Annotated in this window: 22 protein-coding genes and 1 tRNA gene; 6 read left to right on the top strand and 17 right to left on the bottom strand. The window is 35.4% G+C overall.

Annotation, left to right across the window (positions count from 1 at the left end; genetic code table 11):
* Positions 1 to 111 precede the first annotated feature (111 nt).
* Entirely contained in the window at positions 112 to 1308 is a 1197-nt protein-coding gene (locus G581_RS0105145; RefSeq protein WP_028844901.1) for a tyrosine-type recombinase/integrase, read from the top strand.
* 96 nt (positions 1309 to 1404) lie between these two features.
* Positions 1405 to 3540 (top strand): ATP-binding protein, encoded by a 2136-nt coding sequence (locus G581_RS0105140; RefSeq protein ID WP_028844900.1) that lies wholly within the window; start codon positions 1405 to 1407, stop codon positions 3538 to 3540.
* Positions 3541 to 3609: 69 nt separating this feature from the next.
* Here G581_RS0105140 and G581_RS0105135 read toward each other — a convergent pair.
* Positions 3610 to 3691, bottom strand: a tRNA-Leu gene (locus G581_RS0105135).
* A gap of 259 nt (positions 3692 to 3950) precedes the next feature.
* On the opposite strand from G581_RS0105135, the gene mnmL reads away from it, so the two are divergent.
* Positions 3951 to 4889, top strand: coding sequence for a tRNA modification radical SAM protein MnmL/YtqA (gene mnmL, locus G581_RS0105130; RefSeq protein ID WP_038065173.1), 939 nt, complete (start codon positions 3951 to 3953; stop codon positions 4887 to 4889).
* On the top strand, positions 4834 to 6360 hold the full coding sequence (locus tag G581_RS0105125) for a YifB family Mg chelatase-like AAA ATPase (protein WP_028844898.1): 1527 nt from the start codon (positions 4834 to 4836) through the stop codon (positions 6358 to 6360). The genes mnmL and G581_RS0105125 overlap by 56 nt, the downstream gene beginning before the upstream one ends.
* Positions 6361 to 6518: 158 nt before the next feature.
* Here G581_RS0105125 and chrA read toward each other — a convergent pair whose 3' ends face one another.
* From chrA to leuD, 9 genes are all read right to left on the bottom strand, one after another.
* The gene (gene chrA / locus G581_RS0105120; protein WP_038065169.1) at positions 6519 to 7655 is read right to left on the bottom strand and encodes a chromate efflux transporter; all 1137 of its coding nucleotides are present in this window, start codon (positions 7653 to 7655) and stop codon (positions 6519 to 6521) included.
* Between the two features lie 36 nt (positions 7656 to 7691).
* Positions 7692 to 7937, bottom strand: a complete 246-nt coding sequence (locus G581_RS0105115) for a MoaD/ThiS family protein (RefSeq protein WP_028844896.1) — start codon at positions 7935 to 7937, stop codon at positions 7692 to 7694.
* Between the two features lie 46 nt (positions 7938 to 7983).
* Positions 7984 to 9714, bottom strand: a complete 1731-nt coding sequence (locus tag G581_RS0105110) for an aldehyde ferredoxin oxidoreductase family protein (RefSeq protein ID WP_028844895.1) — start codon at positions 9712 to 9714, stop codon at positions 7984 to 7986.
* A 33-nt stretch (positions 9715 to 9747) separates the two neighbouring features.
* Positions 9748 to 11022, bottom strand: a complete 1275-nt coding sequence (locus G581_RS0105105; protein WP_028844894.1) for a radical SAM/SPASM family putative metalloenzyme maturase — start codon at positions 11020 to 11022, stop codon at positions 9748 to 9750.
* Positions 11019 to 12278, bottom strand: a complete 1260-nt coding sequence (gene ahcY / locus G581_RS0105100; protein WP_028844893.1) for an adenosylhomocysteinase — start codon at positions 12276 to 12278, stop codon at positions 11019 to 11021. Before ahcY ends, G581_RS0105105 begins: the two co-directional genes overlap by 4 nt.
* Entirely contained in the window at positions 12272 to 13432 is a 1161-nt protein-coding gene (metK, locus tag G581_RS0105095; RefSeq protein WP_028844892.1) for a methionine adenosyltransferase, read from the bottom strand. Before metK ends, ahcY begins: the two co-directional genes overlap by 7 nt.
* 62 nt (positions 13433 to 13494) lie before the next feature.
* On the bottom strand, positions 13495 to 14514 hold the full coding sequence (locus G581_RS0105090; RefSeq protein ID WP_028844891.1) for an aspartate-semialdehyde dehydrogenase: 1020 nt from the start codon (positions 14512 to 14514) through the stop codon (positions 13495 to 13497).
* A 2-nt stretch (positions 14515 to 14516) separates the two neighbouring features.
* Positions 14517 to 15593 carry a 3-isopropylmalate dehydrogenase gene (locus G581_RS0105085; RefSeq protein ID WP_028844890.1) on the bottom strand — a complete coding sequence of 359 codons (1077 nt, stop codon included), beginning with the start codon at positions 15591 to 15593 and terminating at the stop codon, positions 14517 to 14519.
* Complete coding sequence (gene leuD / locus G581_RS0105080; protein WP_028844889.1) at positions 15590 to 16096, bottom strand: 3-isopropylmalate dehydratase small subunit; 507 nt, start codon at positions 16094 to 16096, stop codon at positions 15590 to 15592. The genes G581_RS0105085 and leuD overlap by 4 nt, the downstream gene beginning before the upstream one ends.
* A gap of 112 nt (positions 16097 to 16208) precedes the next feature.
* Here leuD and G581_RS0105075 point away from each other — a divergent pair, with 112 nt between their 5' ends.
* Both G581_RS0105075 and G581_RS0105070 read left to right on the top strand, forming a co-directional pair.
* The gene (locus tag G581_RS0105075) at positions 16209 to 16937 is read left to right on the top strand and encodes an SDR family oxidoreductase (RefSeq protein ID WP_028844888.1); all 729 of its coding nucleotides are present in this window, start codon (positions 16209 to 16211) and stop codon (positions 16935 to 16937) included.
* A gap of 315 nt (positions 16938 to 17252) precedes the next feature.
* Positions 17253 to 18587, top strand: a complete 1335-nt coding sequence (locus G581_RS0105070; protein WP_028844887.1) for a glutamine synthetase family protein — start codon at positions 17253 to 17255, stop codon at positions 18585 to 18587.
* Between the two features lie 57 nt (positions 18588 to 18644).
* On the opposite strand, the gene G581_RS0105065 is transcribed toward G581_RS0105070, so the two are convergent.
* From G581_RS0105065 to thrC (G581_RS0105035), 7 genes are read right to left on the bottom strand one after another with little or no spacing between them, the layout of a single operon-like run.
* Positions 18645 to 19370 (bottom strand): rhomboid family intramembrane serine protease, encoded by a 726-nt coding sequence (locus G581_RS0105065; protein WP_028844886.1) that lies wholly within the window; start codon positions 19368 to 19370, stop codon positions 18645 to 18647.
* A 4-nt stretch (positions 19371 to 19374) separates the two neighbouring features.
* Positions 19375 to 20001, bottom strand: coding sequence for a DedA family protein (locus G581_RS0105060; protein WP_028844885.1), 627 nt, complete (start codon positions 19999 to 20001; stop codon positions 19375 to 19377).
* Complete coding sequence (locus G581_RS0105055; protein WP_028844884.1) at positions 19994 to 21202, bottom strand: cofactor-independent phosphoglycerate mutase; 1209 nt, start codon at positions 21200 to 21202, stop codon at positions 19994 to 19996. The genes G581_RS0105060 and G581_RS0105055 overlap by 8 nt, the downstream gene beginning before the upstream one ends.
* Complete coding sequence (gene thrC, locus G581_RS0105050) at positions 21199 to 22272, bottom strand: threonine synthase (protein WP_028844883.1); 1074 nt, start codon at positions 22270 to 22272, stop codon at positions 21199 to 21201. The genes G581_RS0105055 and thrC (G581_RS0105050) overlap by 4 nt, the downstream gene beginning before the upstream one ends.
* Before the next feature lie 2 nt (positions 22273 to 22274).
* Positions 22275 to 22523, bottom strand: coding sequence for an NIL domain-containing protein (locus G581_RS0105045; protein WP_038065163.1), 249 nt, complete (start codon positions 22521 to 22523; stop codon positions 22275 to 22277).
* A gap of 10 nt (positions 22524 to 22533) precedes the next feature.
* The gene (locus tag G581_RS0105040) at positions 22534 to 22812 is read right to left on the bottom strand and encodes a MoaD/ThiS family protein (RefSeq protein ID WP_028844881.1); all 279 of its coding nucleotides are present in this window, start codon (positions 22810 to 22812) and stop codon (positions 22534 to 22536) included.
* Between the two features lie 2 nt (positions 22813 to 22814).
* Positions 22815 to 24062, bottom strand: a complete 1248-nt coding sequence (thrC, locus tag G581_RS0105035; RefSeq protein WP_028844880.1) for a threonine synthase — start codon at positions 24060 to 24062, stop codon at positions 22815 to 22817.
* Positions 24063 to 24132 lie beyond the last annotated feature (70 nt).

Below are 24132 nucleotides of genomic sequence, written 5' to 3'. Positions count from 1 at the left end.
TCCTTAAATAGCGGGAGTAATATTATCTATATGGACACGGGAGAGATTTGTTTGACAGAATTGAGCGAACTTGCTTATTATCTCTTGCAAGAACATCCGCAGGAGGTTAAAATGAAAGGCTCAGTTGAGACAAAGGAAAAGTGTCCCAACTGCAAGGGCAAATTCAAACATATCAAAAAGATAGGTTATATTTGCCCAGAATGTAAAACTACTCCCAGAAGATTTTTCATTTATCTAAGTCATCAGGGGAAGAGATACAGAATTTATTCCACAAAAAATGGAATTCCGCTTGATAGCTATCAAACAGCCTTGACAGTCCTATCTCTCATCAACGAAGAAATAAGAAATCATACCTTTGACCCCTCTAAATACGTGAAGTCAGAATTGCAAAAGTTCTTTGTATCCAATTTGATTGATAGATACTTTGAAACTAAAAAGTCTGCGATAGCACCCTCTTATTTGCCTACTTTCAAGAAACACCTAAACACAGCCAAAGAGTTTTTCAATATCAAAGATGTCAGAGAAATCAGAAAAATAGATCTTGAAAACTACAAAATCTTTCTGGAATCACAAAAGAGAAGCTCTAAAACAGTTAAAAACTATCTTGATACCTTCAAAGCCTTTTTGAATTACTGCAAATCCACCCTCGAAATTATCGCAACCATTCCTTCTTTTCCTGTGATTGATAAACCTCAACCTAAAATCCAGTGGATTGACCCACAAACTCAAACATGGATTTTAGAAAACACCCCAGACGAAGATAAACCTATTTTACTGTTTCTAATGCTAACAGGCACAAGACCTGCTGAGGCAAGAGCTTTGAAGGTGAAAAATGTTGATTTGAAACAAGGAATTATCTACATTGATTCCAGCTTTTCAAAAAATACACTCAGACCAAAAAGAAAAGGTAAAAACTCTCCCTTATTAGTCATTCCTATCCATCCTGAACTCAAACCAATGCTTGAATCCCAAATCAGAGGGAAAATGCCTGAGGCTTTTGTCTTTATAAACCCGAGAACAAGAAACCCTTATAGCCAAGATTCATTGATTAGACTATGGCAATCAATAAGGAAAAAACTGAACCTCCCAGAAAATCTTAGACTTTATGATGCCACCAGACACTCATTAGCCTCAAATCTACTCAATCAAGGAGCTAACTTATCAGACATATCTAAAATTCTTGGTCATACCAATATAACTACAACAACAAGATATGCTCATATTGACCTCCAGAGACAGAAGATAGTCTTAAACCTTATTTCACTTTATCCCAAGGAAAGAGAAAAATTAAAGCAAATTAAAAATTAAATATACTTATCCTAAATAATAATCCGAATGGAGACTTATTCCAATCAATATTGCTACTTTTGGTATTAAATCTAATATTGGTATTATATCTAATATATGATTGAAAGACCTATATTCCATCAATATACTGTGTTAGATGAAGTTCAAAGATTTATACCTTCTTTATCCTTTAGATCTCTTGTTGTTGTAAAAGAATTTTTAGACAATGCTGCAGATGAGGCAGAAAAGCACGATTACAAATTAGAAATAGAATTTAAAGATAATTTTTTAAAAATTAAAAACCGAGGAGTTATAACTGATAAAGATATTCTCTCTATAATTGATTTCTCAAAGCTTGTATCAACTAAAAACTTCAAAAAATCTTACCAGAGGGGGGCTATCGGGCATGGCTTAAAAATTGCTTTAATGTTATCCGATATTGACAACTACCCTGTTACTGTTTATTCTCACCAAAAACAATATGATATTACACTTCTCAATAGAAAAGCAAAATCTCCTAAGGAAGTGCTTAAAGTTGAAATTAAAGAAATTCAAGATTATAAAAATGAAACCTGTTTTATAGTGCCTCTCCCAAAAGAGGATGCTTACATATCAGAAAAAATTCACTCATATATTAAAAAATTCATCACTGTTAACCCCCATATTGAATTTATTTTTAATTCTCGAGTCTATCCTCGGGTTAAAATTAAAAAACCCTCTCTCTGTGATATTAAATCTTACTCAGAGTCAGAACTTATTGACTTAATCAATGAATTCCTTGAACAAGGCTATACCCATTATGACATTGGACTTCTTTTCGGTATCAGTCCAACCTTGCTTAAAAGATCAAAAATATGCAAAATTAGTCAAGACAATTTTTTCAATTTTTTAAGAAATTATGCAAAACCTCTTAAACCATTTCTTCTTGGAAAGAAATCTATAACAGAAAGAATTAAAATCTTCAAATACAAATATCTTACTCATCAAAATCAATCAGTTGAAATTGTTACAACAGACTCAATTGAAGAGGATTTTTATGTTGTGAATGGAACAATTGTAAAATCATTGTATGCTATAACTGAAAATTTTGTAAGCAATATTGATTTTTTTCTTGAAGAAGTAAGAGGTAAGAAAAAAATACAGTGTATCATCTGGTATCACTCTCCTAATATTTCTTACAGAGACCCAAATAAAAAGGAGATTTTTATCAATTTTGATCTTACCAATACAATTAAAAGTGCTTTCAAAAGAATACCGAAAAAACTTACAGGTGATGGTAATTGGTTACTAATCAAAGATGAATGTGTTGAAGAGGCAAAAAGGCAAAAGATAACCAAAGCCTTCATCAAAGACCAATATGGCATATCCATTCAACCTTGGAGATATGTCTTTTTCTTGAAATGCAAAGACATTATAGATTCCATGATCCAGAAATACAAAATTATTACCATCAGGCAGCTTTATTATCAGCTTGTCAGTGTTGGTTACATTGCCAATTTCTATTCCAGTTATACAAATCTTGATAATTCCTTAACAGATGCCAGAGAAATCGGTATCATAGATTACTTTGTTTTTGAGGATCGTTCAAGATATGAGATCCACCCAAATACCATCTCTATTAACTACGACCCTGTTGCTTACCTAAAAGATTCTCTCCTCAGTGCCTTAGAAAAACCAGAAATCAATATATGGGAGTTTCAGGATTACTACCTTGAACTGTGGATTGAAAAAGACGCCCTTGTCAGATTATTTAGAGATATTGCAACCAAATATCAATTACTTCTCTTCCCAAGTAGAGGATACACTTCAAGAACTAAAATTCAAGAGGCTATTGATAGATTCAAAGAACTATCTTCTAAAGGAAAAAAATGTGTAGTTCTTTACTTCGGAGACCTTGACCCCTCAGGATGGGACATCTACAGAAACATAAAAGAAAGACTTAAGGATTATGCAAAGGTTATTAGAATTCTACTGAATCCAGATCAGAAAGAAATCTATCAAAACCTTATACCCATGCCTGTTAAACCTAAAGATTCAAGATCACCTAAATTCAAAAAAGAACATGACCTAAATAACTGTTATGAACTTGATGCAGTTAATCCTGAGATAATCCTGAAATATTCAGAAAATACTATTATGAAATTTTTTGACTCTAACAAAATACCAGATACAAAAGTATGGTATGATACCTTTAAAAAAGCTAAAGAGTCTATCCTAAACCACATTCAGGATTTGGATAGACTATCTGACTAAATTTCCCCCAGACTTCCCCTAAATCAGTTTTATAGACTCAAAACTTATTGATTTTTAAAAAGAATTTAATGCCGAAGGCGGGACTCGAACCCGCATGGGTTTCCCCACACGCCCCTCAAACGTGCGTGTCTACCAGTTCCACCACTTCGGCTATTTATAATAATAGCAGGAATGAAATTTTTGTTTCAAGCTTTTTAATATCTGTAATCATATAGGTATGACAAACGTATATGTTAAATTAATTTCTTAATTTGTCTATAGATAATGTGACTCTTTTGATATTTGTTAAAGCTTTTTTAAAAAATCTTTCAAAACAGCAAAATACAGAATATTACTGGTATAATGATCAATAACTACAATAAAAGCTTATAATAATTGACTATTTTCATTCAAATATATTAGAAAAAACTATGATAAATCGTTATTATTCATTTGGACAATATCTTAAAGAAGTTTTCGGCAAAAAAGTCTATAAAGTAAATGTGGATGCAGGATTTACATGCCCAAACAGGGATGGAACTCTTGGAATGTCAGGATGCATTTATTGTAATAATGTGTCTTTCAGACCACCAAGTTGTGCACCAGAACTTTCACTCAGTGAGCAAATTTTAAATGGAATAGTTCATGTAAAAAATCGATATAAAGCTGAGCTTTTTCTGGTTTACTTTCAACCATATACAAATACTTATGCTTCTGTTGAAAAGCTCGAAAAACTCTATAAAGAAGCATTATCGTTTCCAGAAGTAGTAGGGCTTGCAATAGGAACAAGACCTGACTGTGTGGATGAAGAAAAACTTGAACTTATACAAGCACTATCAAAAAATCATCTTATAATTATGGAATACGGGTTACAGTCAATTTATGATAAATCTCTCGAATATATTCACAGAGGACATGACTATGTTACTTTTCTTAAAGCTATATATAAAACATATGAAATGGGAATTCCTGCGGGAGCGCACATAATTGTTGGATTACCAACAGAAACAAGAGATGAATCCCTTCAAATGGCTGATGAGATAAACAGACATCCTATAAAATTTCTTAAGATTCATCAGCTTCAGATTGTAAAAAACACTGTACTTGCAAAAATGTATGAGAAAAATCCATTTAAAGTTTTTGATTATGAAGAATATCTTGATTTTGTTATTGATTTTATCGAGAGACTTTCACCGGATATTGTGCTTCAAAGACTTTTTGCAATGGCTCCAGAGGATATTCTCATTGCACCAAAGTGGAATCGCTCAAAACAACAAATTTTAAATGATATAAATAAAAAATTTGAGGAAAGAAATGCTTGCCAGGGTTCTAAGTGCTCATTTACTCGGCATAGATGCCTTCGCAGTTGATGTTGAAGTTGATCTAGCTCAAAGAGGGCTGCCACATTTTAATATCGTCGGACTTCCTGATACCGCTGTTAAGGAGTCTCGAGATAGAATAAGAGCAGCATTTAAAAATGTGGGATTCTCTTTTCCCATAAAACAGATTACTGTAAATCTTGCTCCTGCAGATCTTAAAAAAGAGGGCTCTTCCTTTGACCTTCCAATCGCATTGGGCATTCTTGCAGCAGAAGGACATTTACCAAAAGAGATATTGAATGATTTTTTAGTTGTTGGAGAGCTTTCTTTAGAAGGTAAGATAAAATCTGTAAAAGGCGCACTTTGTATAGCCTCAAAATTAAAGGAATTTGGAATAAAGAAACTGGTAATACCTAGAAACAATGCCTATGAAGTTGCAGTCGTTAAAGATATAGATGTTTATCCTGTTAGTGACCTTTCTGAAACAGTTGCGTTTTTAAGAGGAGAAAAATCAATTACGCCATTAAAAATAGATGACAATTTAGTTGATGAACATTTTTTTTATGAAGACCTTTCCGAAGTTAAAGGACAGTTTCATGTAAAAAGAGCTCTGGAAATTGCAGCGTCCGGTGGACATAATCTTCTTTTGATAGGTCCTCCAGGGTCAGGTAAAAGTATGCTGGCTAGAAGACTACCTGGAATACTTCCTCCTATCACAATAGAAGAAGCGATTGAGACAACAAAAATATATAGTGTTGCAGGTATGATTACTGACAGTAAAGGTTTAATAACATCTCGTCCATTTCGCAGTCCTCATCATTCATCAAGTGATGTTGCTTTAATTGGCGGTGGTCAGATTCCAAAGCCAGGAGAAGTATCTTTAGCTCACAATGGAGTACTTTTTCTTGATGAGCTTCCGGAGTTTAAAAGGAATGTCCTTGAAGTGCTCAGGCAACCCCTTGAAGATGGTTTTGTCAGCGTGGCACGTAGCTATGCTACTGTGCAATTTCCTGCAAAATTTATTTTAATAGCAGCAATGAACCCATGTCCCTGTGGTCACTATGGTGATAGTCTAAAATCCTGCAGTTGCACGCCTAATATGATAATTCGTTATCGTTCAAAGGTCTCAGGACCACTTCTTGATAGAATTGACATACACATTGAAGTTCCAAGAGTTGATTATCAGGATTTAAAAAATGATACCCAGACAGAAAATTCAAAAACTGTTCGTGAACGTGTTATTAAGGCAAGAGAAATGCAACTTAAGAGATTGAAAAATGAAGGAATATTCTGTAACGCTTATATGAAGACAAAACATTTAAAAAAATTCTGCAAACTTGATGAAGAAAGTCATAACCTTCTTGAAAAAGCAATGCAAAAATTTGCACTAAGTGCAAGAGCCTATTCAAAGATACTGAAAGTTGCAAGAACAATTGCTGATCTTGAAGGTTCTCAAAATATCAAATCTCACCACATTGCAGAAGCAATTCAGTATAGAAGCCTTGAAAGATTGAATTTTTAAAATCTTTAAGCTTTTTTAGAGTAACATCCTGTTATTTATCATTTCAAAACAGCTCAGCAATCTGATTGATACTTATCTGTCTTAATCTTGAATATTTCTATGGATGACAACATTATACAGGAAAACAGAAAAGCTATATCAGAGTGTTTGCTTAGTTCTTAATGCATAGCATACAGAGAAAAAAGAGCTCCTGCGATGACAATGTAAAGTATGTTTACTCTTCTTACAAGAGCATAAAAACTGATTAAAACCATACAGAGTTTTATCAAATCCCAGCTTACTGCTGATGAAAACTTTACAGTAGCAAAAAGCAACAGTCCTGAAAAAGATGCAAGAAGTCCTCTTTTGCCTCTCAAAAAAACTCTTGAATGTCTTATCTTCCGGGAAAGCTCTGTTAAAGAAGCAAGAATGATAAATGATGGTGTAAAAATCGCAACCGTAGCAACTACTGCACCTGAAAATCCATAAAGAATATATCCAACAAATGTAGAAGTTATAACAATTGGCCCCGGAGTTATCTGTCCAAGAGCTATACCATCCATAAATGTTTTTTCATCAATCCATTTAAAATTTTCCACAAACTCATGTAGCATTAAAGGTAAAGAAGCATAGCCGCCACCAAATGCAAAAAAATCAATCTTCATCATTATAAGAGCAAGGGTTAAAAGATTTCGGTCAATAAAATAAAGAAAAAATAATCCCGCAAAAATAAAAACCAAAAGAATTCCAATCCCATAAAGATTTATTTTTAAAGCTTGTTCTTTTTTAGTTGTGCTGTCCCTGAAAATTATCTGGGCGATAATAAAACACGCTATGATAATTAAAAATGGGTTTAGTTTAAACATGAACAATATAAAAGAAAGGATGGCAACTGCTATCTCACCAGTTGATTTAATAACAGGTTTTGCAAAACTTAAAAATGCATTGGCAACAATTGCAACAACTATGACCTGTAATCCTGTAAAAAGAGATATAACCTCAGGGATAGAATGTGTTTTTGAATACAGAAAAGACAGGACAAGCATAAGTAAAAATGCCGGAAATCCAAAAGCAGTAAAACTTGCAAGCCCTCCGATAATCCCTCTTGTTTTAAGTCCCACGTAACCGGCAACCTGCATTGCTGTTGCACCTGGAATTGCCTGCGCAAGAGCTACACCTTCCTGAAAGTTCTCTTTATCAAGCCACTTCTTTTTAGTAACAGCCATTTCCTTTATATAGACAATCATTGCAGGACCTCCAAATGCAGTAAACCCGAGTTTTAAAAAGGATATAAAAATTTCTGTTATTGATATCATAATTTGTTTCCTAAGCTAAGAACATCATACGCTAGCTTAAAACCCTCCAGCAATTGGCGGAAAAAGGCTTAATTCATCACCATTTTTTAACTTGATAGATAAATCATTTGTAATTATGCCATTTAAGACAATTATAAAAGGTTTTTTATTTAGCGAAAGACTCTCTATTAATTGACCAAGGGTTATATCACCTTGAGGTTCAAATATAATATCTCCCTCTTGGTTTATGGGAAACGTATTACCTGACTTAAGTCCTCCAAAGAGTTTTACTTTTACTTGCATTTTTTAAAAGGAGCCTGTTATTATGCAGGCTCCGTAAAAAAGATTTCTACCAGTTAAAAACCTGATCAAGTTCTTCATCCTTTACCATGAAAACCATATTATGAGGTGGAACGGGCTCTTTATTGAAAAATCTTGGTAACCTGTCATGTTGTTTTGTAAAACCTGCTCGCAGGTTAAAGTCTCTTTCAAAGCCAAGGACTTTTTTCCCATAGTCAACAACATCCTTATCACTCATATTCCATCCATAAAAACCATTAACTATGTCTACAAATGCCTGAAATGTATCTGGCTGATCGAGTAAGGCAAAAGCAATGAATAAACACATCCCAGTTGAATCAATAAATGCTGTTGCAATCTGAAGATTACGTGATAAATCAACCTGACCTTCAGGCTTAAGAGGGTCAACAAATCCACCGGTTTTTAAAACATTCAAAGCAATTGAATATCCTGCTGTATGGTCTGCACCCATTGGGCTTGTTGCATAAGTTACTCCAATGCCCTGCACAGCTCTCGGATCATAGGCAGGAAGAGCCTGACCCTTCACAACAGGAACTCTTTCAACTCCAAAGGCTTTACCAGTAAATGCCGCACCATTTCCAAGAATTCTTCCAAGATACGTACCTTTTCCCACCTCATGAATTAAGTTTATAGCCGCATCAGCATCACCCCATTTAATTAATCCGGCTTCCATTACAACACCAAGTGTAACGCCCATTTCAATCGTATCCAGTCCGTAATTGTCATATATAAAATCAAGCATTGCAATCTTGTCTATGTCATCAATACCTAGATTACCTCCATTTGCCCAGACTGTTTCATACTCTGGCTGTTTTGTAAGATAACGTCCATCTTTGTCATGATAGATTCCTGAACAGCGAATAACACATCCACGATGACAGCCATGAGTTGGATTGCCTCCTCTTTGTTTCTCAAGCTCAGCCTGAACTTCACCGCTTATTTTTCTCGCTCCAGCAAATCTTCCTTCTTTAAAATTATAGGTTGGATATGCTCCAACCTCATTTATTATATTTGTCAAAATATTGGTTCCATATGTTGGAAGCCCCTGCCCTGTGACAGGATGTTTCTGAAGTCCTGCAACGAAACGCTTGTTTGCATCTTTAAAAGCTTCATCATTTTTTGGTTGTCTTGGTGTTGTTACAGCATCATCAAGAATAATAACCTTTACTCCCTTTGCACCCATTACAGCACCGACTCCACCTCTACCTGCGTGCCTGCTTGGTCTTAATTCCATATCTGTAACAGCAACAGAAGCAGCAGACATCTTCATCTCACCTGCAGGACCTATGCTTATACAGGCAATTTTTTCTCCATATTCTTTTTTAATTTTTTCAATTAAATCATAGTTTGGGAGCATTTTCAATGAATTGTCTTTTTCTATCTTTACGCCATCTTTATTAATATAAATTTTGTACACGTCATCACTCTTTGATTTGCCTTCTAACACAATTGCTGCATATCCAAGTCTGCCCAAAACATGCCCTGCCTGTCCACCTGAATTTGCTTCTTTAATTCCACCTGTAAGAGGACTTTTACAGCCAACTGATATTCTCCCTGACATGGCAGCTGCTGTTCCACCAAGGAGTCCTGGTGCTATTACAAGTTTGTTGTCAGCTCCAAGAGGATGGCAAAGTGGATCAACTTCTCTAGATACAATCGCAGAAGTCAGAGCTCTTCCTCCCAGTCCTTCATAATCACCGAGAGGTTCTACTTTAACTTCAGGAGTTTCTGCACTCATATTGATTCTTAAGATATTCATAAAACACCTCTTTTTTTTGCTAATCTGATTAAATTATACCAAACAATAAAACAATCCGCCACACCACAGGCAGGCTCCACATGGAATTGTGTTTGTGTAACAATCATAAATAAAATCTTCAACTTCCATAAGATCACAGAGTGCAAAATTACAGTCATAACAGTAAGGAAAATCATAGCTTAAAACTGATTTTCTGAATTCTGTGTAAGCTTTATTGTTATAAATCTCCAGTGGATCATTATTTTTTATATTGCCAAAGGACCATCTTTTAACGGATTTTTTTAACCCTGAAATATAACAGGTAAAACTGTGCCATACAAAATAACATGGTGAAATTTCTCCGTCCACACCAATATACATACATTTTTCTTCAAGGAAATCACATTTTCTTAATGGTGTTGGATTTGTTCTGGGAATATGGATAGAAATATCATTTTTTTCACTTAATCTTTGAACTGCTTCAAACACAGAATTTAGTTCATCAAGCAATCTATCATCTCTTTTAATTAAGTTTTTCATATTAAGTGTAAGCCCCTGGCTAATTGCTTCATCGTACATGTCTTTAAAAAGTTTATAAGGTTCATTTTCTTCAGGAAAATACTCTGGTAACGCTTTCTTTTTCATAAGATCTAACCAGTCATCTACAGTATAGTCTGAGTTTTGAAGAACATTAACCCATTTTTTAAAAATTTTAACTGCCTCTTCATTGTTTGTTTCATAAGCAACTTTTTTTGCAGTCTCCGAAGAATAAGGAATTAAATGTGAAAGAATTATAAAATTTATTTCGTATTTTAGCGCTTCTTTAATTGTTGGAATTATCTGGTCAATATTATCAGTGGTTATTACAATCTCAATTCCGCTTTGTAAATGCATTGCACCATTTGATTTTACCTGATGAATAGCTTCAAGAGCTAATCTACCAGATTCGGGTTCATGAAGCCCTTTAACAGGCATAAGGCTATCAATGGAAACACAGATTCTATTTAAGCCAGCCCTGACAAGCTCTTTCATTTTTTCATAACTAAGTAAAACACCATTTGTTTGAAAACCAATCAAAGAGCCCCGAGGCATGTACATACCTGCAAAAGCAATAAGTTTTTCAATGTCATGATGCAATAAAGGCTCACCAATACCATTAAGAATAAGGCTGTTGATATATGGAAAGACTGTTTTTAGTTGTGCAAAGGTTGCATACTCAATATCAGATTCTGGCTGATGATAATTGGGACTGTGTTTCGGACAGATTTCACAGTGAAGATTGCATTTCGTGGTTATCTCTACAGAAAGTTTTTTGGGAAAATCTATCACGTTCCCATTTGCCAGCTATGTAAATACTTATATTGCTCCTTTGTTAACTTATCAATTTTTATTCCCATAGTTTCAAGTTTCAATCTGGCAATCTCTTTGTCAATTTCCTGAGGTACAGAATAAACCTTTTTTTCAAGCTTAGTTGAATTTTTATAAATATACTCTGCTGAAAGTGCCTGATTGGCAAAGCTCATATCCATCACTGCTGCAGGATGACCTTCTGCTGCAGAAAGATTAACAAGCCGGCCTTCTGCTAAAAGATATATTCTTCTTCCATCTTTTAGCGTATATTCTTCGACAAAATCTCTTATTACTCTCTTTGATTTCGAAAGCTTTTCTAATGCTTCAGTGTCTATTTCAACATTGAAATGTCCTGCGTTTGCAATTATTGCACCGTCTTTCATTTTAAGAAATGTTTTTTCAGAAAGAACATTAATATTTCCTGTAATGGTTACAAATATATCTCCAATTCTTGTAGCATCTATTATTGGCATAACATCAAATCCATCCATAACTGCCTCAAGTGCTTTAAGCGGATCAATCTCTGTAACAATAACTCTTGCACCCATACCTCTAGCTCTCATTGCAACCCCTTTACCACACCATCCATATCCGCACACCACAAATATGCTTCCTGCAATAAGTCTGTTTGTTGCCCTCAAAATTCCATCTATTGTGCTCTGACCTGTTCCATATCGATTATCAAACAGGTGTTTTGTGTATGCATCATTCACAGCAATTACTGGATAGGCAAGAGCACCATCATCTGCCATTGCTCTAAGACGCACCACTCCTGTGGTTGTTTCTTCAGTGCCACCCATAACATATGATAAGAGCGATCTTTTTTCTTTATGAAGGGTAGAAACCAGATCAGCTCCGTCATCCATTGTGATGTTAGGCTTTATTTCAAGCACTTGATAGATATGGTTGTAGTATGTATCTCTGTCTTCTCCTTTAATAGCAAAAACAGGTATTTTATAAAATTTAACAAGCGCAGCTGCTACATCATCCTGAGTACTTAAAGGGTTTGATGCACAGAGAGATAGCTCTGCACCTCCTTCTTTAAGAGTAATCATCAGATTTGCTGTCTCCGTTGTCACATGAAGACAAGCAGCAAGTCTAACTCCTTTAAGTGTCTTTTCTTTTTTGAATCTTTCTCTTATCATTCTTAAAACAGGCATGTCCATTTCAGCCCATTCTATTCTGAGTTTTCCTTTTTCAGCAAGCTTTATATCTTTTATGTCATAGTTTAGCAACGTTCTGCCTCCTTTTTAAGTGTTTCTATCATATCTGTCTGTTCCCATGTAAAGTCAGGGTCAAGTCTGCCAAAATGGCCATATGCAGCTGTTTTTTTATAAATTGGTCTTCTAAGATTCAGCTTTTCAATGATTCCTTTAGGTGTGAGATCGAATGTTTTTTTAATAATTTGTTCGAGCCTTGTATCTTCAATTTTCCCTGTACCAAAGCTATTAACATAAATAGAAACAGGTTCTGGAACACCAATGACATAGGCAATTTGAATTTCCGCTCTATCACAGAGTCCTGCTGCAACAAGATTTTTTGCAATATACCTTGCCATATATGAACCTGAGCGGTCCACTTTTGTTGCATCTTTGCCTGAGAAACATCCTCCGCCATGTCTGCATGTCCCTCCATAGGTGTCTACAATGATCTTTCTTCCTGTGAGCCCTGTATCTCCCATCGGTCCACCAATTACAAATCTACCTGTAGGATTTATAAAATATTTAACGTTTTCTTCATCAAGAAGCTCTCCAGGTATAACAGGTTTTATAACTTTTTCAACTATATCTTCTCTCATTTCTCTGAGCGTTATATCTGGTGCATGCTGAGAAGATACAACCACGCTTTTTACCTGATAGGGCATACCATCTCTGTATTCTACAGTCACCTGAGTTTTTCCATCCGGTCTTAAATAGGTAAGAATATCCTGTTTCCTTACCTCAGCAAGCTTCATTGCAAGCTTGTGAGCAAGCATAACTGGCATTGGCATTAGTTCTGGTGTTTCATTGCATGCAAAACCAAACATCAATCCCTGATCTCCAGCGCCTCCTGGATCAACTCCCATTGCAATATCAGAAGATTGTTCATGAATTGATGTAATAACCGCACAGGTCTCATAATCAAAGCCATATTTTGCACGAGTATAACCAATACCTTTAACTGTTTCTCTTATTACAGAAGGTATATCAACATAACATTCTGTTGTAATTTCTCCTGCAACAAATACAAGACCTGTTGTAACAATAGTTTCACAGGCAACTCTCGCATAAGGGTCTTTTGAAATGATAGAATCTAAAATAGCATCTGAAATCTGATCTGCGACTTTATCTGGATGCCCCTCTGTTACTGATTCAGATGTAAATATATAGTCCTTTCTGTCTCCTAACATCTTTCCCTCCTGAAATTTATAAGTTTCTAAATGCTCATTCCTCCATTTATTATTTACAATTGTTAAACCATTCTTATTAACTCTTCAGCAATCTGAACAGCATTCAATGCCGCACCTTTTCGCAAATTGTCTGAAACTACCCACAAATTTATTCCATTTTCAATTGACTCATCATCACGGATTCTTCCAACAAAAACTTCATCCCTGCCAGATGCATAAATTGGAAGTGGATATTCATTTTTTTCAGGATTATCCATCACTACAACTCCTGGAGCTTTACTTAAAAGTTCTCGTGTTTCATGTGCAGTAATCTTTTTTTCTGTTTCAACATTAACACTTTCACTGTGTCCTCTGAACACAGGAACTCTTACTGTCGTAGCAGTAACTCTTATTGATGAATCTCCCATAATTTTTTGTGTCTCATTCACCATCTTCATTTCTTCCTTTGTATATCCATTTTCAAGAAATTTATCTATATGTGGAAGAACATTGAAAGCAATCTGATGGGGATATACCTGAATTGTTATATCTTTAAAATTAAGCAAATCTACTGTCTGCTGAAGAAGTTCATCCATAGCCTTTTTACCTGTTCCTGAGACAGCCTGAAAGGTTGTTACAACAACTCTTTTAATCTTTGCAACATCATGAATTGGTTTTAATACAACAACCATCTGAATGGTTGAACAATTTGGATTTGCAATTATTCCTTTATGCCACTTAAGATCATGTGCATTAACTTCTGGAACAACAAGAGGCACTTCAGCATTCATTCTCCACTGGCTTGAGTTATCAATAACCACACAACCCGATTTTGCTGCAATTGGTGCCCATACTTTAGATCTTTCAGCTCCAGCTGAAAACATGGCTATATCTATGTCTACAAAAGAATCTTCCTTGAGTGTTTCAACTGGAATTTCATAACCGTTAAAGCTGAGCTTTGTTCCTTCGCTTCTTTCAGATGCAAAAAGCCTTAGATTTTCAACTGGAAATTCTCTTTCTTCAAGAACTGAAATCATTTCATTTCCAACTGCTCCAGTTGCACCAACAACAGCCACATTATATCTTTCCTTTTTTTTAAGCATTATCACTCCTCCAGTGGTAATTCTGTTGCATACTTTACAACTAAATCACCCACTTCTGTTGTTGAATATCCCATCTTACCCGCTGAAAGGCTTTTTAAATGCTTGCTAGTCACTTCTATCACAGCTTGTTCTATTAGTTTACCAGCTGTGTCTTCGCCTAAATTCTCAAGCATCATTCCACCTGCACATATAGCAGCAAGCGGGTTTATAACATTTTTCCCTGTATACTTTGGCGCAGATCCACCAATTGGTTCAAACATTGATACTCCCTCTGGGTTTATATTGCCTCCTGCAGCAATACCCATTCCACCCTGTATCATTGCTCCAAGATCAGTTATTATATCTCCAAACATATTATCAGTAACTATTACATCAAACCACTCGGGATTTTTTATAAACCACATTGTCGTGGCATCAACATGAGCATAATCTGTTGCAATGTCTGGATATTCCTTTGCAACTTCATAAAAAGTCCTTTCCCAGAGATCGAAAGCAAATGTTAAGACATTGGTTTTTCCACATAATGTGAGTTTTTTATTTTTATTTCTCTTTTTGCAATAATCAAATGCAAAGCGAATGCATCTTTCAACACCTTTGCGTGTATTTATTGAAACCTGAATTGCAACCTCATCCGGTGTGCCTTTTTTTAGAAATCCTCCTGAACCTGTATACAGCCCTTCGGTGTTTTCTCTTACAACCACAAAATCAATATCCTCTGGAGTTTTATCTTTAAGCGGGCAGTAAACTCCTGGATACAGCTTTACAGGACGAAGATTTACATACTGATCAAGTTCAAATCTTAGTCTCAGCAGAATTCCCTTTTCAAGGATTCCTGGTTTAACATCAGGATGACCAATTGCTCCAAGATATATTGCATCAAACTTTTTAAGCTCATCAATTGCACCATCTGGAAGAGTTTCACCTGTGCGCAGGTATCTCTCTCCTCCAAAATCATAATATGTGTAATCAAGTTTAAATCCAAGCCTTTTACTTACAGCATCTAAAACTTTCACGCCTTCCCTGATAACCTCAGGCCCTGTCCCATCTCCTGGAATTACAGCAATCTTGTAAGTTTTCATCTTATAACCTCCTTAGACAATCTATTTTTTGTCCATTCTACAAGCCCACCAAAATTAATCAATTCCTGCATAAAAGAAGGAATCGGTTTTGTTGTATATTTTTTCCCTGTAGTTAAATTAATAACCTCTCCTGTATTCATATCTATCTCTATCTCATCTCCTTTTTTTGTTTCATCAATGAGATCAGGCACTTCAAAAATCGGCAGTCCAATATTAAAAGAATTTCTAAAAAATATTCTCGCAAAACTTTTTGCAACAACAGCTTTAATTCCAGCTGCTTTTATTGCAATCGGTGCATGTTCGCGGGATGATCCACATCCGAAATTTTTTCCAGCTATAATTATATCTCCTGGCTTAACCTTTGAAGGAAAATCTCTATCAGCATCTTCCATAACATGTTTTGCAAGCTCCTTTTCATCGGATGTATTAAGATATCTTGCTGGAATAATAGCATCTGTATCAATATTATCGCCAAATTTCCAGACTCTTCCTCGAATTTTCATAAAATTTCTCCTTTATATTAAAATAATTTATAATTTTACTTCATAAATTAAATAGTAATCAACTTATCTTGATGTATATGTATAGAAAAGTTATCAAAAGAGGGAGGCATATATGCTATCAAAACAAATCGCATTGGTTACCGGTGCAAATAAGGGAATCGGTTTTGAAGTAAGCCGTCAACTGGCACAAAAAGGCATTAAAGTTCTAATGGGAGCACGCAATGAGAAAAATGGACTAGACGCTGCAATAAAACTACAGGAAGAAAATCTCGATGTTGAGTTCATTCTGCTTGATGTAACAAACTCTGAACATATTAAAAATGCCCGAGAATATATTGAACAGCATTTCGGAAAATTAGATATACTTATCAACAATGCCGGAATGATAAGTTCTGAGGAGAAGATTACAAATAATAGCGTTGAAACCATCTCACAAAAAGCACTTCGTCAGACCTTTGATGTAAATTTCTTTGGAGCGGTTGAACTTACCCATGAGCTTCTTCCACTAATAAAAAAAAGCAATGCAGGTAGAATTGTGAATGTTTCAAGCATTATGGGATCTCTTGCATACCAGAGTGCAACCGATGGATATAAACCTTTTGCCTATAATTCTTCAAAAGCAGCTCTTAATCAGTTTACCATTCACTTAGCTGCAGCTCTTAAAAATACTTCTATCAAAGTAAACTCCGCCCATCCAGGCTGGGTGAAAACAGATATGGGAGGACCTGATGCCCCTATGAATACCAAAGAAGGTGCTAAAACAATTGTAAGACTTGCAACGCTTGATACTGATGGACCAACTGGAAAATTTTTTCATCTTGACAATGAAATAGCATGGTAATGGTTGCCAAATTCTATCGTCTTAATATAATTATATTGAAATACATTATCTAATTACTGAAAAGTTATAAATTGTAATATTTTGAATTTAAAATAATTCATCTATAATCTTATAGGCATTTTAATAAAATCATTGACAACATTGACAAAAGCAATTTTTATTGATAATATACCTATATGGCAACCGTTAGCCGTATATTTGAATTGTATAATATTTAAAATTTTTGTTATTCTCGATATATGATTGTATTTGATTAATTTTGAAAAAAATTATCTAAAAGGCTTTGCCTCATAAAAACTAAATATGGAGGATTTTATGAATTACAAGAAACCTAGAGACCAGAAAGATGTTATGCAACTGGTGAAAGAACATGATATTAAGTTTATCCGACTATGGTTTACCGACATTTTAGGACAACTTAAAAGTTTTGCCATTACAGTTGAAGAACTTGAAGTGGCTTTCACTGAAGGAATGGGGTTTGATGGGTCATCTATTAAAGGATTTGCAAGAATTGATGAGTCTGATATGATTGCAAGACCTGACCCAACCACATTTGCAATTCTATCATGGAGACCCACAGATAAAGCTGTAGCAAGGATGTTCTGTGATATTTATGAACCTGATGGCACTCCTTATAAAGGAGATCCACGATATATTCTTAAACTCAACCTAGAAAAGGCTGCGAAAAAGGGTTATACATTTTATTTAGGTCCTGAACTTGAGTATTTTTATTTTAGATCTGACAGAAACACTGAAATTTTAGATGAAGGTGGATATTTTGATTATCCAATGGATGCTGCAGAAGACCTTCGCAGAGATACTATTTTATCACTTGAGCAGCTTGGAATTAAAGTGGAATATTCTCATCATGAGGTTGCACCTTCTCAGCATGAAATTGATTTGAGATATGCTGATGCATTAACTATGGCTGATATTGTCATGACATATAGAGTTATAGTAAAGGAAGTAGCAAAACAGCATGGCGTTTATGCCACATTTATGCCCAAGCCCCTTTTTGGAGAAAATGGCAGTGGAATGCATACCCATCAGTCTTTATTTAAAGGAGACAAAAATGCATTCTTTGATCCCAAAGATCCCTATTATCTTTCAGAGCTTGCTAAAAGCTACATTGCAGGACTGTTAACTCACATAAAAGAGATTACACTCGTGCTTAATCAATGGGTTAACTCTTATAAAAGACTTGTTCCAGGATATGAAGCACCAGTTTATATATGCTGGGCAAGAAAAAACAGATCTGCACTTATAAGAGTACCTCTTTATAAACCCGGTAAAGAAAAGGCTACTCGAATTGAACTCAGAAGTCCAGATCCTGCGTGCAATCCTTATCTTGCTTTTGCCTCCATGCTCAAAGCTGGATTAACAGGAGTTGAAAAAAAATATAAACTTCCAGAACCGATAGAAAAAGATGTTTATCATCTCAGCCACGATGAAAGAAATGATCTAGGGATAGATAGTCTACCAGGTAGCTTAATCGAAGCAATTGAGTATGCTGAAAAAAGTAGCATACTTAAAGAAGCTTTTGGAGAACATATATTTACAAACCTTATTGAAAGTAAAAAGAAAGAATGGGATGACTATCGAATTAGAGTATTTCCATACGAAATAGATAGATATCTTCCTATACTTTAAAATTTTTTGATTTCTGCTGATAATGGAAAGAGCGGATGTTACTCCGCTCTTTCCATATTATAAAAATTTTCGCCATGCGCAGTAGTAGTCAAAATGGTCATCATAAATATGAAGTCTTTTTTTGATAACAAAAATTCTATGCAATAATATACCAAATAGAAAACCACCAACATGAGCCCACCAGGCAACCCCTCCTACATCAGCAGGAGTTAGAAGTGAGCCAAGTCCTGAAAAAAGTTGGATAAAAAACCACAACAGAATATAAAAAATAGCAGGGAAAGCAAAAAATAAAGGAAAGATAAAAACCGGAACAAGAGTTATCACCCTTGCATGAGGAAACATTACCATATATGCGCCAAGAACGCCTGAGATTGCTCCCGATGCTCCAACTGTTGGCATCATAGATGTCGGATTTATAAGACAATGAATCCAGCTTGCACCAAAACCGCATAGAAGATAAAATATTAAAAATCTGAAAGAACCCATTTTATCTTCAACATTATCAGCAAAAATCCACATAATCCACATGTTGCTTATCAGATGAAACCAGCCACCATGAAGAAACATGCTTGTTAGAAAAGGCAGATAGTAAAGTGGATGAAAAGGAAGAGTTTCAATAAGCATATATTTTGCAGGCACAATTCCGAATATATGAAAGATATAATTTAAATCTTCACGGCTAAACATAAGTTCAAAAAAGAATATAATGCAGTTTAAAGCTATAATAATCCAGGTCATATATGGTGTATATCTTCTCGGTAAGCAGTCCCTTATGGGTATCATTCTTCTAACTCCTTTTCAGGGATATAGCTTTAATAATAGTTGGAATAATTGAGACTATAATAATTCCAATAATAAACATTGAAAAGTGTTTTTTAACAATGGGAAGATTACCAAAAAAATATCCAGCCCAGATGAAACAGCCACTCCACAGAAAGCTACTAAAAATATTGTATGCCTGAAACTTTGGATATGTCATTCTTCCAATACCGGCTACAAATGGAGCGAATGTTCTTAAAATAGGCAAAAATCTCGCAATTATTATTGTTTTTGCACCATGTTTTTCATAAAAAGCATGGGTTGTATCTAGATGTTTTTTATTAAAAAATATTGAATGTTCTTTTGAAAACACTCTAGGCCCTATAATTTTGCCAATATGATAATTAGCTGTATTACCAATAATAGCAGCCATGCTCAATGTTATAAATGAAATCCATGGAGAGATAAACTGTCTTGAGGATAGAGCTCCAACTGCAAATAAAAGGGAATCTCCAGGTAAAAATGGGGTTACAACAAATCCTGTCTCTGCGAAGATAATAAAAAAGAGAACTACATAAACCCAGTGCCCTGTATGAGAAAATAGAGCTTCAAGATAAATATCTACATGCAGAAGAATTTCTATTAAATCAGACATGTCCTGTTATAAAAAAATCCATAAGCCTGTAACCATCTTCTATCTTGATATCAGGTGAATTAATAATTTCTTCTGAAAATTTTCGATTTTTCTTCTCGACTTTCCTGTTATTGTAAACCACAAAAGGCACAGGCTCAGGAGTGTGAGTTTTTAACTTTACCGGGGTTGGATGATCTGGAAGTAACAAAATTTTAAACTCATTAAATCTTTTTGGTGCTTCCTCAAGGATTTTTCCTATAACAATACGATCAATATCTTCAAGGGATTTAATTTTCAATTTGTAATCTCCCTGATGTCCTGCTTCATCAGGAGCTTCAATATGTAAGTATACAAAATCAACTCTCTCAAGTATATTTAAAGCATACTCGGCTTTCCCTGAATAGTTAGTATCTATCCAGCCTGTAGCTCCTGGAACATTAATTATATGGAGTCCTGCAAGAATACCAATTCCTTTGGTAAGATCAACAGCAGATATAAGAGCACCTTTAAGTTTATATTTATCATAAAAAGCTGGTAAGCTGGGCGTTTTGCCCTGTCCCCAGAGCCAGACACTATTTGCCGGTCTTTTACCTTCTGAAATTCTTTTTTGATTAACAGGATGGTCTTTAAGTATGTCTATTGACTTTAAAATTAATTCCTTTATAAAAGTCGCATTCCGCCCTATTGGCATATATCGTGAAATTTCCTTTCCTGTAATATCATGAGGGGGGATGCACTCTATTTCCTCAGAGCCATTTTTCCATAACATAATATGACGATAACTTATACCAGGATAAAATCTTATACCATCGCTTCCAAGCATGGAATTAATTTCATCAATAAGAATTTTTGCCTCCTCAGAACTGATATGTCCTGCAGAATAGTCTTCCATAACAATATGTTTCTTATCTGAAAGATTCAGTGTAACAAGATTGCATCTAAAAGCAACATCTTCTCTGGAAAGGCTTAACCCCATGCTTACAGCTTCTAAAGGAGCTCTTCCAGTATAGTAAATCCTCGGATCATAGCCGAGAATGCTTAAATTTGCCACATCACTTCCAGGCGAAAATCCTTTTGGTATATTTCTCACATAACCAGCTGTTCCATTAGAAGCAAGGAAATCCATATTTGGTATCTTTGCAAACTGAAGAGGTGTACGACCTCCCAGCTCTTCAATAGGATAATCTGCTGCACCATCTGGAACAATGATAATATATTTCATAACAGTTTTCCCACGAAATCTTTTACAACACCTAAATCTGCTGGTAAAACATGAGGTTTTTCAGCAACCTTAAAAACAATATCAGGATCTTTAAGGCCATTGCCTGTTAGAGTACAGACAACAGTGCTGTCCTTTTTAAAATATCCCTGTTTATAAAGCTTTATAATTCCTGCAACACTGGCTGCAGATGCTGGTTCACAAAAGATTCCCTCGTAAGATGCTATCATTTTATATGCATTTAGTATCTCTTCGTCCGTTACCATGTCAATTATACCACCTGATTCATCCCTGGCCTGTACAGCAGTCTTCCAGCTCGCAGGATTTCCAATTCTTATTGCTGTTGCTATGGTTTCTGGTTTTTCCACCGGATGTCCAAGAACTATTGGTGCAGCACCTGCTGCCTGAAATCCAAGCATTTTAGGAAGTCCTGCTATCTTACCTTTTTCCTTATATTCTTTGTATCCTTTCCAATAGGCTGATATATTTCCGGCATTCCCTACTGGAAGAGCATGATACTCAGGAACTCTTTCCAACTGATCACAGACTTCAAAAGCTGCAGATTTCTGACCTTCGATTCTGTAAGGATTAATTGAATTAACAAGAGTAATAGGATACTCCTTAACAATTGCTCTTACAATGCTTAATGCCTGATCAAAATTTCCTTTAATCTGAATGACAACAGCTCCATGAATCATTGCCTGAACAAGTTTTCCTGTCGCAATTTTACCTTCAGGAATTAAAACTATTGCTTTAATTCCTGCTCTTGCAGCATAAGCAGAAGCACTTGCAGAAGTATTACCTGTTGATGCGCAAATCACTGCCTTAGAGCCTGATTCAAGAGCCTTTGATATGGCAAGAGTCATTCCTCTGTCTTTGAATGAACCTGTTGGATTTGCTCCATCAAATTTAAGATAAAGTTCTAAAGCAAGTCCTAATTTTTTTGTCAAATTATTTACTTTTACAAGAGGAGTATTCCCTTCTAAAAGAGTTGCTATAGGCGTTTTATCAGTTACAGGGAAAAAATCATAATATTCCTTTATAATTCCTTTCCATATTGACTTAGAGCTCATAGCTATTCAATAACATCTCCTTGTATTAATTCAACCACCACTCCCTGCTCTCTCAGAGAGTCAATTCCCTGCTGAAGATTTTCCTCTACTCCTTCAAGCTCAAGAATCATTTCACCAAAGCTATCTGTAATTCTTGCTCTGCGAATATTTGGCATAACATCATATTTTTTTGCCATTCTGAAAAGTACGGGTTCTTTAATTAACTCTTGAGGGAAGGTGAGTCTCACCCTTAATTTTTTAATCTCACCCATAAAACCTCCTTTAGCTTTTACCTCCTGCTATAGCAGGAACAATTGAAACTTCATCACCATCTTTAACTAAAGTTTCCTCTCCCTGTAAAAATCTAACATCCTCCTCATTGACATAAATATTTATAAACCTTCTTACCTTGCCATCCTGACAGATTCGTTCTGCAAGTCCTGGATACTCCCTATCAAGTGCATTGATTATATCTATTATCTTACCAGAAGGTGCTTCCACAACATCTTTACCAGCAGTAATTTTTTGTAGTGGTGGTGGTACTAATACTTTTACAGCCATTTTTACCTCCCTTTTCCTTCATTAATTGCTTTTAGAGCTTCTTCAAAGGAAGCAATATTGGGTTTAATATTACATAGCTTCGCAGTTTTACCATCCAGAACCTCTGCTGTCTTAAGGCCATTTCCAGTAATACACAAGACTGTACGATCTTTTTTGTCAATCTTTCCAGTCTTCAGAAGCTTAATATAGGATGCAAGTGTCACTCCGCCTGCTGTTTCAGTAAAAATACCCTCAGTTTTTGCTAAAAGCTGTATGGCTTCAATTATTTCCTCATCAGATACATCTTCTATTGATCCGCCACTTTCTTTAAAAGCCTGTAAAGCATAATACCCATCTGCTGGATTCCCAATAGCCAGAGATTTTGCAATTGTATTTGGTTTTACTGGTCGGATTACATCTGTTCCCTGCTTGAATGCTGCTGAGATTGGATTACATCCAGTTGCCTGAGCACCGTATATTTTTGTTTCAAGGTTTTTAAGAATTCCAAGCTCTTTAAACTCTTTCAAAGCTTTCCACACTTTTGTAAGGAGTGAACCACTGGCGCAGGGAATTACAATACTATCAGGAGCTTCCCAGCCAAGTTGTTCTACTATTTCAAAACCAATTGTCTTTGAGCCTTCTGCATAAAAAGGGCGAATATTTATGTTTACAAAAGCCCATTTATACCTATTGGCTATTTCACTGCAGAGTCTATTAACATCATCGTAGTTACCATCAACAGCAACAAGATTTGGTTCATAAACAATGGATGCAACGATTTTACTATGTTCAAGCGTTGCAGGAATAAAAATAAATCTTTTCAATCCAGCCTTTGCTCCATGAGCTGATACAGCATGAGCGAGATTTCCTGTTGATGCACAGGCAACAGTGTCAAATCCGAATTCCAGTGCCTTTGTAAGTGCTACAGCAACCACTCTGTCTTTAAAAGAAAGAGTTGGATGACCAACTGTGTCATCCTTTATATAAAGTTCTTTTACTCCAAGATATTTCGCAAGATTATCAGCTTTAACAAGAGGGGTAAATCCTGAGTTAAGTCCTACCACAGGTTCACCATCGATCGGCAAAAGTTCTTTATATCTCCAGAGAGTTTTTGGTCTTTTTTCTATTGTTCGTTTTGATAACACCTTCTTTATCCTAGTATAGTCATAAACTGCTTCAAGAGGGCCAAAACAGAACTCACAGACATATATGGGTTCTACAGGGTATTCTCTGCCACACTCCCTGCATCTAAGTCCCTTTACATATTTCATGGTTTACCTCCAATTTCAAAAGATAATTTTTATTTTAAATGAAATAATCTAAATATAGCTACAAAATTAG

The organism is Thermodesulfovibrio thiophilus DSM 17215 (assembly GCF_000423865.1).
In the GTDB taxonomy this organism is placed as follows: domain Bacteria; phylum Nitrospirota; class Thermodesulfovibrionia; order Thermodesulfovibrionales; family Thermodesulfovibrionaceae; genus Thermodesulfovibrio; species Thermodesulfovibrio thiophilus.
Note: the sequence above shows the minus strand (reverse complement) of the source record. Positions and strands in the feature narration are given on the sequence as shown.

Bases quoted from the DNA above. Each gene is read 5' to 3' on its own strand.
- G581_RS0105145 (WP_028844901.1), top strand. From the start codon at position 112: ATGAAAGGCTCAGTTGAGACAAAGGAAAAGTGTCCCAACTGCAAGGGC.
- G581_RS0105140 (WP_028844900.1), top strand. From the start codon at position 1,405: ATGATTGAAAGACCTATATTCCATCAATATACTGTGTTAGATGAAGTT.
- mnmL (WP_038065173.1), top strand. From the start codon at position 3,951: ATGATAAATCGTTATTATTCATTTGGACAATATCTTAAAGAAGTTTTC.
- G581_RS0105125 (WP_028844898.1), top strand. From the start codon at position 4,834: ATGCTTGCCAGGGTTCTAAGTGCTCATTTACTCGGCATAGATGCCTTC.
- chrA (WP_038065169.1), bottom strand. From the start codon at position 7,655: ATGATATCAATAACAGAAATTTTTATATCCTTTTTAAAACTCGGGTTT.
- G581_RS0105115 (WP_028844896.1), bottom strand. From the start codon at position 7,937: ATGCAAGTAAAAGTAAAACTCTTTGGAGGACTTAAGTCAGGTAATACG.
- G581_RS0105110 (WP_028844895.1), bottom strand. From the start codon at position 9,714: ATGAATATCTTAAGAATCAATATGAGTGCAGAAACTCCTGAAGTTAAA.
- metK (WP_028844892.1), bottom strand. From the start codon at position 13,432: ATGTTAGGAGACAGAAAGGACTATATATTTACATCTGAATCAGTAACA.
- G581_RS0105090 (WP_028844891.1), bottom strand. From the start codon at position 14,514: ATGCTTAAAAAAAAGGAAAGATATAATGTGGCTGTTGTTGGTGCAACT.
- G581_RS0105085 (WP_028844890.1), bottom strand. From the start codon at position 15,593: ATGAAAACTTACAAGATTGCTGTAATTCCAGGAGATGGGACAGGGCCT.
- leuD (WP_028844889.1), bottom strand. From the start codon at position 16,096: ATGAAAATTCGAGGAAGAGTCTGGAAATTTGGCGATAATATTGATACA.
- G581_RS0105075 (WP_028844888.1), top strand. From the start codon at position 16,209: ATGCTATCAAAACAAATCGCATTGGTTACCGGTGCAAATAAGGGAATC.
- G581_RS0105070 (WP_028844887.1), top strand. From the start codon at position 17,253: ATGAATTACAAGAAACCTAGAGACCAGAAAGATGTTATGCAACTGGTG.
- G581_RS0105065 (WP_028844886.1), bottom strand. From the start codon at position 19,370: ATGATACCCATAAGGGACTGCTTACCGAGAAGATATACACCATATATG.
- G581_RS0105060 (WP_028844885.1), bottom strand. From the start codon at position 20,001: ATGTCTGATTTAATAGAAATTCTTCTGCATGTAGATATTTATCTTGAA.
- G581_RS0105055 (WP_028844884.1), bottom strand. From the start codon at position 21,202: ATGAAATATATTATCATTGTTCCAGATGGTGCAGCAGATTATCCTATT.
- thrC (WP_028844883.1), bottom strand. From the start codon at position 22,272: ATGAGCTCTAAGTCAATATGGAAAGGAATTATAAAGGAATATTATGAT.
- G581_RS0105045 (WP_038065163.1), bottom strand. From the start codon at position 22,523: ATGGGTGAGATTAAAAAATTAAGGGTGAGACTCACCTTCCCTCAAGAG.
- G581_RS0105040 (WP_028844881.1), bottom strand. From the start codon at position 22,812: ATGGCTGTAAAAGTATTAGTACCACCACCACTACAAAAAATTACTGCT.
- thrC (WP_028844880.1), bottom strand. From the start codon at position 24,062: ATGAAATATGTAAAGGGACTTAGATGCAGGGAGTGTGGCAGAGAATAC.